Origin of the sequence: Flagellimonas ochracea (genome assembly GCF_009903685.1) — a bacterium.
In the GTDB taxonomy this organism is placed as follows: Bacteria; Bacteroidota; Bacteroidia; order Flavobacteriales; family Flavobacteriaceae; genus Flagellimonas; species Flagellimonas ochracea.
This window is the reverse complement of the sequence record NZ_JAAABI010000001.1, coordinates 947,102-961,665: the sequence shown is the minus strand read 5'-3', so window position 1 is coordinate 961,665 and position 14,564 is coordinate 947,102. Positions and strand designations below refer to the sequence as shown.

The 14,564-nt window shown below is 41.4% G+C and carries 10 protein-coding genes; 4 read left to right on the top strand and 6 right to left on the bottom strand.

What is annotated here, in order from left to right:
- Positions 1-98 precede the first annotated feature (98 nt).
- The 5 genes from GTQ34_RS04490 to GTQ34_RS04470 form a co-directional block, all read right to left on the bottom strand.
- The gene (locus GTQ34_RS04490) at positions 99-2,630 is read right to left on the bottom strand and encodes a PIG-L family deacetylase (protein WP_166522550.1); all 2,532 of its coding nucleotides are present in this window, start codon (positions 2,628-2,630) and stop codon (positions 99-101) included.
- A 102-nt stretch (positions 2,631-2,732) separates the two neighbouring features.
- Positions 2,733-3,692, bottom strand: a complete 960-nt coding sequence (locus tag GTQ34_RS04485) for a septum formation inhibitor Maf (protein ID WP_166522549.1) — start codon at positions 3,690-3,692, stop codon at positions 2,733-2,735.
- Positions 3,693-3,728: 36 nt separating this feature from the next.
- A complete protein-coding gene (locus GTQ34_RS04480; RefSeq protein ID WP_166522548.1) occupies positions 3,729-4,325 on the bottom strand; it encodes a Maf family nucleotide pyrophosphatase in 597 nt (198 codons plus the stop codon).
- On the bottom strand, positions 4,318-4,845 hold the full coding sequence (locus GTQ34_RS04475; RefSeq protein WP_166522547.1) for a KdsC family phosphatase: 528 nt from the start codon (positions 4,843-4,845) through the stop codon (positions 4,318-4,320). The genes GTQ34_RS04480 and GTQ34_RS04475 overlap by 8 nt, the downstream gene beginning before the upstream one ends.
- Positions 4,829-5,590: a Rossmann-like and DUF2520 domain-containing protein gene (locus GTQ34_RS04470; protein ID WP_166522546.1), complete on the bottom strand. Its 762-nt coding sequence runs from the start codon at positions 5,588-5,590 to the stop codon at positions 4,829-4,831. Before GTQ34_RS04470 ends, GTQ34_RS04475 begins: the two co-directional genes overlap by 17 nt.
- Before the next feature lie 135 nt (positions 5,591-5,725).
- Between GTQ34_RS04470 and GTQ34_RS04465 the strand changes: the two genes are divergently transcribed.
- From GTQ34_RS04465 to bshB1, 4 genes are all read left to right on the top strand, one after another.
- A complete protein-coding gene (locus GTQ34_RS04465; protein WP_166522545.1) occupies positions 5,726-8,893 on the top strand; it encodes a cytochrome c biogenesis protein in 3,168 nt (1,055 codons plus the stop codon).
- Between the two features lie 170 nt (positions 8,894-9,063).
- Complete coding sequence (locus GTQ34_RS04460; protein WP_166522544.1) at positions 9,064-10,473, top strand: MATE family efflux transporter; 1,410 nt, start codon at positions 9,064-9,066, stop codon at positions 10,471-10,473.
- A gap of 36 nt (positions 10,474-10,509) precedes the next feature.
- Positions 10,510-11,679, top strand: coding sequence for a trans-sulfuration enzyme family protein (locus GTQ34_RS04455; protein ID WP_166522543.1), 1,170 nt, complete (start codon positions 10,510-10,512; stop codon positions 11,677-11,679).
- Between the two features lie 11 nt (positions 11,680-11,690).
- A complete protein-coding gene (bshB1, locus tag GTQ34_RS04450) occupies positions 11,691-12,413 on the top strand; it encodes a bacillithiol biosynthesis deacetylase BshB1 (protein WP_166522542.1) in 723 nt (240 codons plus the stop codon).
- Positions 12,414-12,416: 3 nt separating this feature from the next.
- On the opposite strand, the gene GTQ34_RS04445 is transcribed toward bshB1, so the two are convergent.
- On the bottom strand, positions 12,417-14,516 hold the full coding sequence (locus tag GTQ34_RS04445; protein WP_235914961.1) for a tetratricopeptide repeat-containing sensor histidine kinase: 2,100 nt from the start codon (positions 14,514-14,516) through the stop codon (positions 12,417-12,419).
- Between the last annotated feature and the right edge of the window lie 48 nt (positions 14,517-14,564).

Genomic DNA, 14,564 nt, shown 5'->3' with positions numbered 1-14,564 from the left:
AGTTGTTAAAAATCATGATGAAGTAAAAAACCAAGATATAGATCACATTCAACAGAACTACGAATGTATATTCCTTTTTCCAGACTGTATCAGCTTGGTTATCCTTTGACATTACTATCTGTTTTTACTTCGTTTTTTCCTATGGAAAGCATATTGGCAAAAAGTTTATAAGCTCCAGAAACACCTGCTGGAAGTTCCCTAAAAAAACTGAGCCCGGTATAAATGTAATACCCTTGGCCATAGGGAGCTGCCAACAGCGCACCTTGTGACGGCGTTTCATCTTCATCGTTCATTGACAGCACAGGGGTAAACCTCTCATCCCATTTGTTGGGATAGTACAATCCTCTTTCCTGTACCCAACCGTCAAAATCATCTGTTTGGATTTTATTGGGAAAATTCACCAGGGAGTGATTTTTCGCTATAATTTCCACGGGAGCGTTCTCATCCGTTACGCGATTTCTTGAAAGTGTTAGGGAATAAGGAGCAATAGCTTCAAACTGCTTCCTCCATCTATTGGCGGTGTTATACTGAACAATCATATTGCCGCCATTCTTTACATAATCAAAAAGCAGGGGCTGTTTAAATTTTAAGGCATCAAGGACATTATAGGCCCGGATACCCACAACTACAGCGTCGTATTTGTCCAAAGCTCCTTCTTGTATATCTTCTGGCACCAAGTTATGCACAGTGTATCCTATTTGCTCAAGACTTTCTGGAACCTTGTCTCCAGCTCCCATGATATACGCAATATGTTCTCCTGTTTTTTGAATATCCATGCGCACCACTTTGGCTTGGGACGCTAAAAGAATGGATTGTTTCGGTACATGGTCATAGTCAATTTGCACCAGTTCTTTATCAAAAACCTTATCTCCGATGGTAACTATTGATGAAATATGTCCTTCACTCTCTTTGTGTGGAGGGGTAACCTTAAATGTTACGGCTTGCTCTTGTCCTTTTTTGTCAATTGAAAAGAGAATATGATTTGGTGATGCATGCCATCCCGCAGGTAGTGCCAGTGCAACCATACCTGAGATGCTATCCTTACCTGCCTTAATGGTGACGCTAACATCTTTGGGGACTGCTTCTGAAAAAACCAGCACTTTTTCGTCAAATCTTGAGGTAGCTTGAGGTAGCACCACAAAAGGTTCGTACAATTCCCCTTTCTCCGGTTTGGAATAACGATAGACCACAGGCTTTTTAAAAGGAATCTCCACACCATCAAAATCCAAAATAAATTGTGTGGAAAAAGCACTTGGAGTTTCTGGTATTCCTATCATAATTTGCTCCGCTACAGGATACATACCCAAAGTTCCTGGCTGATTTAACCAATATGGATTGGAATAAGGGGTCGCTGCCCGCACCTCAAAATCCAGCTGAAAAGATTCTTTTTTGTTGTGGGTAAGCTGTTGATTTACTGGAAGTATTTTACCCGTGGGCATCAATATAATTTCTTTCAGGTGTATTGGCCGGTCACTTCGATTCACCGTTTCAATTTGAAGAGCGACTGAACTTCCGGGAGTTGTAGAGGCCGCCTGAGAATTTGCTTCAAGGTACAAGCCGGAACAAGCTAATATTAAAGATTTTAATTCTTCAGACTTAATTTTTTTCCAATGCTCATCTTCTACATTTTGCAACAGTTGATAGGCCCTAACAAGCTCAGGAACATGTTTTGAAGGATTTCTGAAATCAAAGTTGTCCTCTACTTTGTGTAAAATGGTGCCTATCGCTTCACCTCCCGCAATACGGGACCATGAGGTGTTGATGCCGTCAAAAAGATTATTGTTTGTTGGTAAATCCCCCTTCAATAACTCCACATATTCGTCTTGAGAACCTCTGGTGGTGACTCTTCCAAATCCTTGGCATAGGTGTTGACTGCTGGCCGAGGAAGCAATTTCATTGTTGGAAAGTCCCAATTCTGGGTAATAGACCCCAACATCAAGCTTCAACATATTTGATTTATCCGCTTTTTCAAAATTTTCCTGACTGCCATAAAACCACCATGATGTATTGAAAAAGACTCTTCTGGGCTGCCAGGTCGAAGTCAATTGCAACTGATCTGAAAAGGCCTGAGGGTTATTGGACAAATCAAAGGCCTCCAAGCTGAGCATTGCCGATGATGTATGGTGTCCGTGGGTCGACCCAGGTGTCCTATGGTCAAATCGATTAACAATCACGTCCGGCTTCAATGTTCTTATGGCCCAGACTACGTCACCAAGGACCTTTTCCTTGTCCCAAATCCGTAGTGTTTCCTTCGGATTTTTTGAATAGCCAAAGTCATTGGCCCGTGTAAAACGTTGTTCCCCACCATCAATGCGCCGTGCAGCTAATAATTCTTGGGTCCGCAGCACACCCAACAATTCCCTAAGCTCTGGACCGATTAAATTTTGCCCACCATCACCACGTGTAATGGAAAGATAGGCGGTACGGGCTTTATCATGGTTCGACAGGTATGAAATCAATCGGGTATTCTCATCATCGGGATGGGCGGCTATATAAAGTGCTGTACCCAAAAAATTCAACTTTTGAAGGTCGTGATAAATCTCTGCGGAGGTGGGTTTGTTTGGTTTTTGGGCCGCTAGGCTTGCAGAAACAATGACTATGGCCAGCAAACTGACCCAAAAATTTCGCATAGGTGGTTTTTTAGTAGTTGACCAAATATAGAAAGTTTGCCCCCATACCCTATGCAATTTAGAACATCTTTAACAGGATGCGAAAACACAAAAAAGGCTGGTCTACAATCCTAAACTATCCCTAAGTATTACATCCTCATTGGAATTTTGCCCCCAATACGCCGTTTGAATAGTTTTTCTTTTGGTAGCCACGGAAGTCATGCTTTTTGCATTGGGTCCAAAGCCACTTTTAAAGGTTTCTTGCCAACCCTCTATGGAATGTGGAAAGGCTTCGGAAAAATCAATGCTGAGTGTCCTATCCAAATCGGGGTAGTATATCGTGTAGGTCTGAATCCCATTTTGGCTGGACAACGTAGCGGTCGCATTATGTGCTTGAAATCTTTGATGACGTAAACGAACAAACTCTAAGGAAGGAATCATTTGGATTTCCCCCACGGGCAGGTCGTTTGGATTTATCCTTATTCTGGCCCAAATTTCATTTTCCAACACATTTTTTTCCAATTCAAACTGTTGGTCAGCCTCACTTTCAAAATAGGAATGTGAGGTAAATTCAAAGTTTTCTCGGTTGTTGACTTGTGAATATACATGCCCGCACCATTCTTGAACCGACAAACTTGTTTTTAAGGCATGTTGATTGTCATCAACTGGATAAAAGGTGCTTCCCATAATGGAATAGGGGTAGATTCCGGTTAAATATTTCTTGGTGGCATTTAACTTTAATACAGAAACATTTTCGCCATTGCTGCGGTCTGCTTTTACTTGTTTTTCTGGCAAAAAAGGTTCGGTAACAAATACCAGTACTGCATGACCGTTTCGTATTTCGCCATATCTCGCTTGCTCCAATGTGTAAGAGGTTATTTCTGCTTTACCAGCATACCAATATTCCTTAAATGCCTCGGAAATGGGTTTCTTGGCAAATGGATTTTTACTTTTCGCAGCGAGCTCGTTTAATGTCAGTGCTTTGTTAGATGCATGGATCGATTGCTCTTTACAGGAAGTATGTAACAAAAATAAAATTGAGAAAAAGGGTATGAAAAGGTTGAACGAACGCTTCAAATTCATAGCAAAGAAATTTTCGGTAAAGATAAGTATCACAATCTAGGAAACCATGTCCATTAACGTTTTGTAAACCAAATGTGTAGGTAGACCCACTACGTTGGTATAGGAACCTCGAATTTCTGAGATACCTATCATGCCAATCCATTCTTGAATGCCATAGGCTCCGGCTTTATCAAATGGCTGACATTTTTGGATGTAGAAATCGATTTCCTCTTGGGTGAAATCCTTAAACTTCACCTCGGTAACAGCACTTACGATTTTTTGGGTTTTTAAGGAAGTAAAGCATACCGATGTAATTACCTTATGCCAATCTCCTGAAAGCTGCTTTAACATATTGACCGCTTCTTTTGTGTCTTTTGCTTTTGCCAATGAGGTATTATTGTGCCAAACCACGGTGTCCGAAGTCAATACTATTTCGTTGTCTTGAAGCCCTGGCTTAAATGCGGCCGCTTTTAATTGGGACAGGTATTCGGATATTTCCTTTTCTTTAAGATATGTGGGGTATACTTCTTTCAAAGCCTTCGAACGCACTTCAAATTCCAATCCCAATTCTTCCAGAAACATTTTGCGTCTAGGTGAACCTGAACCCAAAATAAGATGGTACCCCTTGAGTTTCTCCCTGAGCGGATTAGTCATTTTTGGCACTGAAATTATCGTTCCAGTCTCCGCGGACCTTTAAGACCTGCTCTATAATATCACGCACACAGCCATCCCCTCCATTCTTGTGGGAAACGTAATCGGCAATGGCCTTTACTTCTTGAACGGCGTTCTGTGGGGCCGTGGCAACGGAGACCATTTGCATTGCTGGGATATCTGGAAGATCATCTCCCATATAAAGTACATTCTCTGGGTCAATATTATAAATGTCCAAATATTCTTCAAGAGGATCTTGTTTCAGATGCGCCCCCAAATAAATATCCGTGACACCCAGACCTTTCAATCGCTCTTTCACACCCTGATTGGTCCCTCCGGAAATAATACAAACGTTATAGCCTTTTTGAATGGCGGTTTTAAGTGCGTAACCATCCTTAACACTCATTTTTCGCAACAGGTCACCACTGGTAGTTACCAAAACGGTACCATCGGTAAATACGCCATCCACATCAAAAACAAAGGTGGTGATGTCGCCCAAGAGTTCTTTATAATTCTTTTTCATTGGTTTTTTGTATCAATTCGCTCAGTTGGGTATATAGTTTTTTGTAGTCTTCTTCGTTTAAAAGTTTTATGTGCTCTTGCATACTTATTGTATCCCCTCTTTTTGCCGGACCGGTCTGAGCAGCTTTGGGGGATAGGTCATATACTTTGTCTGCTGTTTCTTTGATCAAGGGTTTTAGCAAATCAAAAGTAAGGCCTTCCGATAGGCAGATGTCTTCTCCAACCCCGTAAAGATAATTGGTGAAATTGTTTACAAATACCGCTGCAAGATGCAATTTTTTTCTTTGCTTAGAATTGATTTCATGCACATTTTCCGATATCTGCAAAGCCAATTTGTTCAATTGCCCCATAGATTTCTGGTCTTTGGCTTCAACACAAATGGGGATGCTTTTAAAATCCAACGCCCTACCTTTGGTAAAAGTCTGTAAGGGATAGAAAACACCTCGGTTTTCCGTACGGAGGACATCCATATCAAGCGCACCAGAGGTGTGCACCACCAAACCCTTTTTGTGGACAAGCCTTTCCGAAACTTTCCCTACGGCATCATCTTTGACCGCGACAATATATACATCGGCGTCTTTTATGGAGCCATAATCCGTAGTCACGGAAGTGTGCTTGGAAAACGGGTCAAGGCTTTCCACAGTTCTGCCTACCACCTGTACCACAGTGACTTCTTTGCTTTTTTCAAAAGCATTGAACAAATGACTGCCCACATTTCCGGTACCTATCAAAATAAGATTCAGCATGACCAAAACTACAAATTTAGCCCAACAAGCTTTTCAGAAATAATTAACAAATTGTGGTGATATAATAAAGGCCTTGCCATATCGAAATCATAAAAAGGCCGTATTTTTGCAAGCTGAAAAGCAGACTTGATTTTCATGATCGATTTACTCAAAAAGACTCTTTTTTCCACAAGACTTATGGCCGTTCTTTTTTTGGTGTTTGCAGCGGCAATGGCCATGGGCACCTTTGTGGAAAGTTGGTACAGTACGGAGACAGCTAGGATTTACATTTATAATGCGACTTGGTTTGAGGTCATAATGGTCTTTTTTGTAATCAATTTCACAGGAAATATTTTTAGATATCAATTGCTTCGTTGGAAAAAATGGCCGGTACTGCTGCTGCATCTCTCGTGGATATTGATCATAATCGGTGCTTTTGTTACCCGATACATAAGTTACGAAGGGGTAATGCCCATTCGTGAAGGAGCATCAGAGAGCCGATTTTATTCTGATAAAACTTATCTCACAGCATTTGTTGATGGCGATATAAACGGGGAGACCAAGCGGAGGATTTTGGAGGATGATATTTTGGTCACGCCGGAAGGTATGCGTTCCAGCATGCCGTGGAAATCTGATTTTAACGGACAGCCCTTCTCCATAAAGTTTGTTGAGTTCATTCACGGTGCCAAAAAGGGACTGATTTCAGATGAAAATGGTGCCAAATACCTGAAGATTGTAGAAGCTGGAGACGGACAACGACACGAACACTATTTGCAAGATGGTCAAATAGCAAGCATCCACAATGTCCTTTTTGCCTTGAACAAAGAAACCGAGGGTGCAATCAACATTTTCCACGAGGATGGTGAGTTTCAAATTGAATCCCCTTTTGAAGGCAATTTTATGCGGATGGCGGATCAATTTCAGGGCAAGGTGGCTCAAGATAGCCTACAAACTCTTCAATTACGTTCCTTGTATACGATGGCAGGAATGCAATTCGTGATACCCGAACCCATGATTCGGGGAAGCTATGGCATTGTAAAAGTACCCGAGGACGAGATTACGGATTCCACACAGGATGCTCTGGTGGTTTCCATTTCAGCCAATGGGCAAACCCAGGAAATAAAATTACTTGGTGGTCAGGGGAGCGCGGATTTTTCGGATAAGATAAATGTTGGGGGCTTGGATTTTTCCCTTAGCTATGGATCCAAGGTGTATGAACTGCCTTTTTCTATTCAATTGAATGATTTCATCGCAGAAAAATATCCTGGAACAGAAACGGGTTATTCTTCCTTTATGAGCAAGATCACTGTTAATGATGAACGTCCTTTTGATTACGACATTTATATGAACCACGTTCTGGACCACAAAGGGTATCGGTTTTTTCAATCCAGTTTCCATCCAGATGAAAAAGGGACCGTTCTCTCTGTAAACCATGATAAATGGGGTACTTGGATCACCTATATTGGATATTTTCTCCTCTATATTGGTTTGATGGGAGTCATGTTCTTTGGTAAGACACGTTTTAAGGATTTACAGGAAATGCTGGAAAAAATCAAGACTAAAAAGGCCGCTTTGGCTACCATGGCTTTCTTGTTGACATGTGGTACGTTATCTGCACAGGACGAAGATGTGAATCACAAGCATTCCATCCTTCCTACGCAAACCCAGGTGGATTCCATTTTACAAAACTCTAAAGTAAGCCAAGACCACGCAGAAAAATTTGGGGCCTTGGTTATTCAAGACGAAGGAGGAAGAATGAAACCGATCCACACCTTCGCCTCCGAGTTGTTGCGAAAATTGAGTGGAAAAGATACCTATCAAGATTTAACCGCTAACCAGGTTTTCTTGTCCATGATGCTCAACCCTGGGGTATGGTACAACACCGAATTCATTGCGTTGGGAAAAAAAGAAAACGACAGTATTCGAAAGATTATCGGTGTTCCAGAAGGCACCAAATTTGTCAAGGCCACTGATTTTTTTAATAACAAAGGAACGTACAAACTGCAACCTTATTTGCAAAAGGCCACCGCAACAAACAATCCCTCCAATTTTGAAAAGGATTTTAAGAAAGTGGGGGAGCGACTCAGTTTGTTGAATATTGCCCTCAGCGGACAGATAGTTAAGATATTTCCATTGTTGAACGATGAGAACAACAAATGGATTTCGGCCATTGAATATCGTTCTGGGCAATATCAAGTGCAAGATTCTCTATACTCAAATTTCATTCGAAATGCGCTTCCCTTTTATCTGAATTCTCTCCAGGCTTCAATATCCTCTGGGGATTATTCCCAACCTGATCGGCTTCTTGAGGCTTTTAAACAGAACCAGATAAATCATGGGTCGGAGGTATTGCCATCTGAAGAGAAAATACAAACCGAAATCATTTACAATAAGCTGGACATTTTTAACCGACTTTACAAATATTATATCCTAGTCGGCATGTTGTTGTTCGGGGTCTTGATACTTAGGATTTTCAAGGACCGCGAGTTACTGAAAGCTGGAGCTTATCTTTTAAAAGGAACCATCATTTTGTTCTTTATCTGGCATACTGTGGGTTTGGTTCTACGTTGGTATATTTCTGGCCACGCTCCCTGGAGCGATGCCTATGAGAGCATTCTATATGTTTCTTGGGCCACCATGGGTATCGGCTTGGCCCTGGGTAGAAAAAGCGAGTTGACCATTGCTGCAAGTGCTTTTGTTACTTCAATGTTGCTTTGGATTGCCCACCAGAGTTGGGTAGATCCAGCCATTGCCAATTTGCAACCCGTTTTGGACAGTTACTGGCTTATGATACATGTGGCGGTCATTGTGGGAAGCTATGGCCCCCTTACAGTGGGTATGATTTTAGGTGTGGTATCGTTGTTATTGATGATTTTGACCACAGAAAAGAATAGGGCCAAAATGGACTTGAACATCAAGGAACTTACGGTAATCAATGAACTAGCTTTAACCATCGGATTGATTATGCTAACCATAGGAAACTTTTTGGGAGGGCAATGGGCCAATGAGAGCTGGGGGCGTTATTGGGGCTGGGACCCCAAAGAAACTTGGGCTCTGATTTCCATCATGATTTATGCCTTTGTGTTACACATGCGATTGGTACCCGGTCTTCGAGGAAAATGGATCTATAATTTTGCGAGTATTTTGGCCTTTGCCAGTATCATGATGACCTATTTTGGTGTTAATTTCTACTTGGCCGGATTACATAGCTATGCCAGTGGAGACCAAGTCATCACCCCAAGTTTTGTTTGGTATACAGTGCTTGGAGTATTTATTTTAGGAGGAGTGAGCCTATGGCGATATCGGGCCCACTACGCAAAATAATGTCAATTATTACCTTTCGTTTTAAAAAAATTTGCATATTTGCCGCATCATGAAGTTATAAGAATTATGTACACGATAGATGTCACCTTTTCGCTAGAGCGAAAAAAATAACCGAAGACTTTTCGGAGTAGTTGACATTACCCTTTTTAGATACACATAATTCTTTTAAAATGACACTTTTAAATAACAATCCATTTAAAAAATTCTTCAATGCTTTCTGGATAGCTGTATCCGGAAAAGAAACCGAATTCACCTCTGGCAGTATTCGCAAAGCAATTTTTATGCTTTCCATTCCCATGATCTTGGAAATGCTGATGGAATCCATTTTTGCGTTGGTGGATATTGCCTATGTATCACAAGTAAGTGTGAATGCCGTTGCGACTATTGGCCTAACGGAATCTGTAATAACCTTGGTCTATGCCTTGGCCATTGGATTGAGCATGGCTGCCACTGCAGTTGTGGCGCGCAGAATTGGGGAAAAAGATGTGCAAGGCGCCAGAATTGCCGCAGTACAGGCCATTAGTCTTGGAATATTGGTGGCCGTGGTTCTGGGAATAGTGGGGATACTGTATCCCAAGGAAATCTTGGCGCTGATGGGAGGAGAGCCCGATCTTATTGAAGAGGGATATGGGTATACACAATTTTTGATTGGAGGCAACATTACCATAGTACTGCTGTTCATGATCAACGCCATTTTCAGGGGAGCTGGTGATGCATCCATTGCCATGTGGGCCTTAGTGCTTTCCAATGGACTTAACATCATTCTGGATCCCATTTTCATTTTCGGATGGGGGCCTATACCCGAATATGGGGTAATGGGCGCTGGAATTGCCACTAACATTGGTAGAGGCACAGCCGTCTTGTTTCAACTGGGTATTTTATTCTTCGGTTGGGGCAAAATCAAATTGGCACTGCAAGATTTGGTATTCAACCTGAAAGTGATGATGAACTTGGTCAAAGTTTCGTTAGGAGGAATTGCCCAGTTTTTGATAGGTACATCGAGCTGGGTATTTCTCATGCGGATCATGTCTGAGTTTGGCAGTGAGGTTTTGGCAGGATATACCATAGCCATTCGGGTAATGATGTTCACCTTGATGCCTTCTTGGGGCATGAGCAATGCCGCTGCTACCTTGGTAGGACAAAATTTAGGGGCAAAACAACCTGAGAGGGCTGAAATTTCAGTTTGGAAGACTGGAAAATACAATGCGTATTTCATGGCGGTGGTCTCTTTGGTCTATCTCATTTTTGCCAAAAAAATCATTGCTGCGTTCAATGCTACCCCAAGTGTTGTTGAAAATGGTGCGCTTTGCCTTCAAATAATTGCATTGGGTTACGTATTTTATGCCTATGGTATGGTGGTGACCCAGGCATTCAATGGAGCTGGGGATACGAGAACTCCGACCAAAATCAATTTTGTTTCGTTTTGGATATTTCAACTTCCATTTGCCTATATAGGTGCCATGGTGCTGGGTTGGGGTGCCATGGGTGTTTTTGTAGCCATTACCTTGGCTGAGGTCTTATTGGCCATAATGGCCATAATCTGGTTCAAAAAAGGAAGTTGGAAGCAGGTTCAAGTATAAGGGGTTTCTTTATCTTTAGGTCAAAGTTTTACGCCTATGAAAACCGATTATAAAGGAACCAATACCATTTGTGCCCATGCGGGAGAGCTGGTGGACAAAGAATTCAAGGGTGCCGTATCGCCTTTGTATATGAGTACTTCGTATGCTTTTGAGGATGTGCCCGTAAAACGATATCCGAGATATTTCAATACCCCGAACCAAGAAGCTCTATGCAAAAAATTGGCTGCTTTGGAACATGCCGAAGCAGCTTTGATTTTTGGAAGCGGTATGGCTGCCATTAGTACCGCCCTAATGACATTTTTAAAGGCAGGTGACCACATTGTACTCCAACAAACCTTGTATGGGGGCACTTATAATTTTGTGGTCACCCAATTGGAAAAATATGGAATTGAATATTCTTTCACCACAGGATGGGAAGTGGATGATTTTAAACGGGAAATAAGACCGAGTACCAAGGTTGTTTATTTGGAAACACCTTCCAACCCGTTATTGACAATCACCGATGTAAAGGGCGTAGCAGAGTTGGCCCAAAAACATAGTATTATCTCCCTCATCGATAATACGTTTGCAAGCCCTATCAACCAAAATCCCATTGATTTTGGCATTGATGTGGTTTTGCATAGTGCTACCAAATATATGGGAGGGCATTCGGATATTTGTGCGGGTGTGGTCGCATCTGCTCATGACAAAATCAAGGAAGTGTTCAATACCGCCATTTGTTTTGGAGGCAGTTTGAGCGATTATACTGTCTGGTTATTGGAAAGAAGTATCAAAACCATGGGATTGCGAGTGGAAGCCCAGACAAAAAATGCCATGAAAATGGCCAAATACCTCAAGTCCAACAACGACATAGAAAAAGTATATTATCCCGGACTTAAAAATCACCCAGACCATGAAATTGCAAAAGTGCAAATGAAAGGGTATGGTGGTATGCTCTCTTTTGAGATGAAGGACTACATTGATGTGTCGGAATTTTTTAAAGCGCTGAAATTGATTAAACCCTCCATGAGTTTGGCCGGAATTGAGAGCACGATGCTTTCACCTACCAAAACCTCACACGCACTGATGAGCGAAGATGATAGGAGGAAACAGGGGATTAAGGATTCGTTGATACGGTTTTCCTTGGGTATCGAAGAAACAGAAGATTTAATTTTGGACATAGAGCAAGCCATATCCAAGGTTAAAAATAGGACTGTACACGCATAACAAATTTTATAATGAAGTTAGATGTTTTAGTCTTTGGCGCCCATCCTGATGACGCAGAATTAGGAGCAGGAGCAACCATAGCCAAAGAAGTTTCCAAAGGAAAGAAAGTGGGTATCATTGATTTGACCCGCGGTGAATTGGGAACAAGGGGCACCGCAACCATTCGGGATAAAGAAGCTGCCAAGGCTGCTGAAATTCTAGGAATAGCCGTTCGTGAGAATTTGGAGTTTGCCGATGGTTTTTTTACCAATGACCGTGAACATCAATTGGAAATCATTAGAATGGTTCGAAAATATCGACCCGAAATTGTATTATGCAATGCGGTGGAAGATAGGCATATTGATCATGCCAAGGGAAGCAAGTTGGTCAGTGATGCTTGTTTTTTGAGCGGTTTACTCAAGATTGACACCAAATTGGAAGGCGACGACCAATGGCAGGAACCCTGGCGTCCCAAGGCAGTTTATCATTATATTCAATGGAAAAACTTGGAACCGGATTTTGTGGTTGACGTATCTGGGTTTATTGACAAGAAAACAGAGGCCATCTTGGCCTATAGATCTCAGTTTTATGATCCAAAAAGTGACGAGCCGGAAACTCCAATAAGTAGTGAAAACTTTCTGGATAGTGTAAAGTATAGAGCGAGGGATTTAGGAAGGTTGGTTGGAGTTGCTTATGCCGAGGGTTATACTGCTGAGCGCTTTGTGGCTGTGGACAGTTTGGATTCCTTACTGTAGCAGCTAGCTGGCCCACTGGTATTTTTTTTCTCCCTTGGGTACAGTGAAGTAGAAAGAAGACCCTTTTCGCGGTACACTTTCTACCCATATTTGTCCTTTGTTTTTTATTACCATTTCCTTGCAAAGTGATAGACCTAGGCCCGTACCTCTTTCGTTGTTGGTGCCGTACGTGGTGATATTGGTATCTTCAAAAATTTTCTTTTGCATTTCCTCATCCATGCCCACTCCGGTGTCCCGGATCATTATTTGCCACATAGCTGATTTTTCTTCAGCTTCAATTGTTATCAGGCCATTTTGCGGGGTAAATTTGATGGCATTGCTAAGTAGATTTCTAACTACAATGTCTATTTGATTTTGATCCGCCCAAATCAATGGGTTTTCAGGGAGTTGGTTCATTATTTTGATGGACTTGGACGAGGCTATTTCAGACAGAAGGCTGATATTGTTTTCAACCAACTTGTCCAATTGTACATTTTTGGCCTTGGTAACTACTCCATTTAGTTGGGTTTGTCCCCAAGACAATAAATTGTTCAAAGTAAAGGCAACATTTTCCACATCTGCCTTCAGTTTTGGAATAAAGGACAAAAATTCATCCTTTCCAATATCTCCTTCTGTAAAGAGTCTTAGCATGCTCTGCAAAGCCGCAATTGGACCTCTAAGGTCATGGCCAATAATGGAGAACAACTTGGTCTTTGTGCGATTTATTTCATTCAATTCAGTCTCTCTTTCGCTTATGGCCCTGGACTTTTCATGAAGCTCCTTGTTTAGCTTCTTCTGTATTTTCTCACTGCGTCTTACCACAAATATTATGATGCTGAGAATAATGAATATAATAATCGAAAAATAGATATAGTTTCGTTGTTTTGCCAAAGCCAATTTGTTGCCTTCTATCAGCTCTTGTTTCTCCTGTTCATGCTGTAGCTTGGTTTCCAAAAGGGAGAGACTTTGCTTGTTCTTGTCCCTCGAAAGCGAATCAGATAATTTTTTAAAGATTTCCATGTAGGCCAATGCGGAAACATGGTCGTCTTTGTTTTTAAAAACTTTGTACAACGTTTCAGAGCAATCAATTTGCCCTTGAAGCGACTTAATTTTCTGCGAAAGCTCCAATCCCTCTTTGGCAAATTCCATTGAAAGATCATCTTTGCCCAAGCCGAGATACACCTTGGACATTCCATTCAGCAGTTGTATTTTTTCACGATCGTCATCCAACCTCTGGTCGTGCACCATATTACTCTGATCATACCAGTAAAGTGCCCATTGATACTTCTCCTGTTCTAGGTAGATACTGCCTTTTACTTCATAGGCATAGGCCAACCAGTCATATATTTTATGTTTTTCAAAGGTTGCTATGCTCTTGTTGATATTGAACATGGCATGCTCAAAATTCTTTGCATCCTTATATAAAGAGGCCATATTGCTTTGCGTTTCGGCATAAATCACATCATCATCCAGTTCCCTATTTATTTTTTGAACGGTATCATAGAAAATAAGTGCATTCTTAAAGTCTTTTTGGTCTGCATACAAACTGGCAATATTCTCGTTGAGAATGGACAACATTTCTTTGTTCTCGATTTGTTTGGCGACATCGATTGCTTTTAAATACAGATTAAGGGCTTCAGCATAGTCACCTTCATAGCTGAAATTCTGACCCAAGGCATTCATTATATCCAACTCACACTTCTTTGTATTTAAGTCTTGAGCCAAATGAAGTCCCTTTTGTAAGGTGGCCATGGATTTTTTACGGTCTCCCACATCTGAGTAATAGCTACCCAAGGCATATAGCACTTTAACCTCCCCACGCTTATAATCAATATCCTTACAATACTGTAATACTCGTGTGGATATGGAAAGCAGACTGTCATTATTCACAAAACGGTATGAAAATGCAACATTGGTCAATAGTTTTATGTGGGTGGTGTCTTTAGGATTGAACCTATTGGTGGATTCCAATCGCTTCAACCTATAAACAAGACTGTCCTGTTTGGAAACTTGGGCATTGCTGGGCTGGATTGTTGCAACAATTATAAAAACCAACGCTATGGTCCTAAACCATCTGTTACGTCTAATCGAGGTCTGCTTCTGGGACATAAGAAGTTCTATCATCAGATGCTAAAAATAGTTTTGTAGCATCCCTTAAAGAATTAAATGTTG

Excerpts from the sequence above, each read along its gene's own strand:
- GTQ34_RS04490 (WP_166522550.1), bottom strand. The coding sequence starts at position 2,630 with ATGCGAAATTTTTGGGTCAGTTTGCTGGCCATAGTCATTGTTTCTGCA.
- bshB1 (WP_166522542.1), top strand. The coding sequence starts at position 11,691 with ATGAAGTTAGATGTTTTAGTCTTTGGCGCCCATCCTGATGACGCAGAA.
- GTQ34_RS04480 (WP_166522548.1), bottom strand. The coding sequence starts at position 4,325 with ATGACTAATCCGCTCAGGGAGAAACTCAAGGGGTACCATCTTATTTTG.
- GTQ34_RS04460 (WP_166522544.1), top strand. The coding sequence starts at position 9,064 with ATGACACTTTTAAATAACAATCCATTTAAAAAATTCTTCAATGCTTTC.
- GTQ34_RS04445 (WP_235914961.1), bottom strand. The coding sequence starts at position 14,516 with ATGATAGAACTTCTTATGTCCCAGAAGCAGACCTCGATTAGACGTAAC.
- GTQ34_RS04470 (WP_166522546.1), bottom strand. The coding sequence starts at position 5,590 with ATGCTGAATCTTATTTTGATAGGTACCGGAAATGTGGGCAGTCATTTG.
- GTQ34_RS04455 (WP_166522543.1), top strand. The coding sequence starts at position 10,510 with ATGAAAACCGATTATAAAGGAACCAATACCATTTGTGCCCATGCGGGA.
- GTQ34_RS04475 (WP_166522547.1), bottom strand. The coding sequence starts at position 4,845 with ATGAAAAAGAATTATAAAGAACTCTTGGGCGACATCACCACCTTTGTT.
- GTQ34_RS04485 (WP_166522549.1), bottom strand. The coding sequence starts at position 3,692 with ATGAATTTGAAGCGTTCGTTCAACCTTTTCATACCCTTTTTCTCAATT.
- GTQ34_RS04465 (WP_166522545.1), top strand. The coding sequence starts at position 5,726 with ATGATCGATTTACTCAAAAAGACTCTTTTTTCCACAAGACTTATGGCC.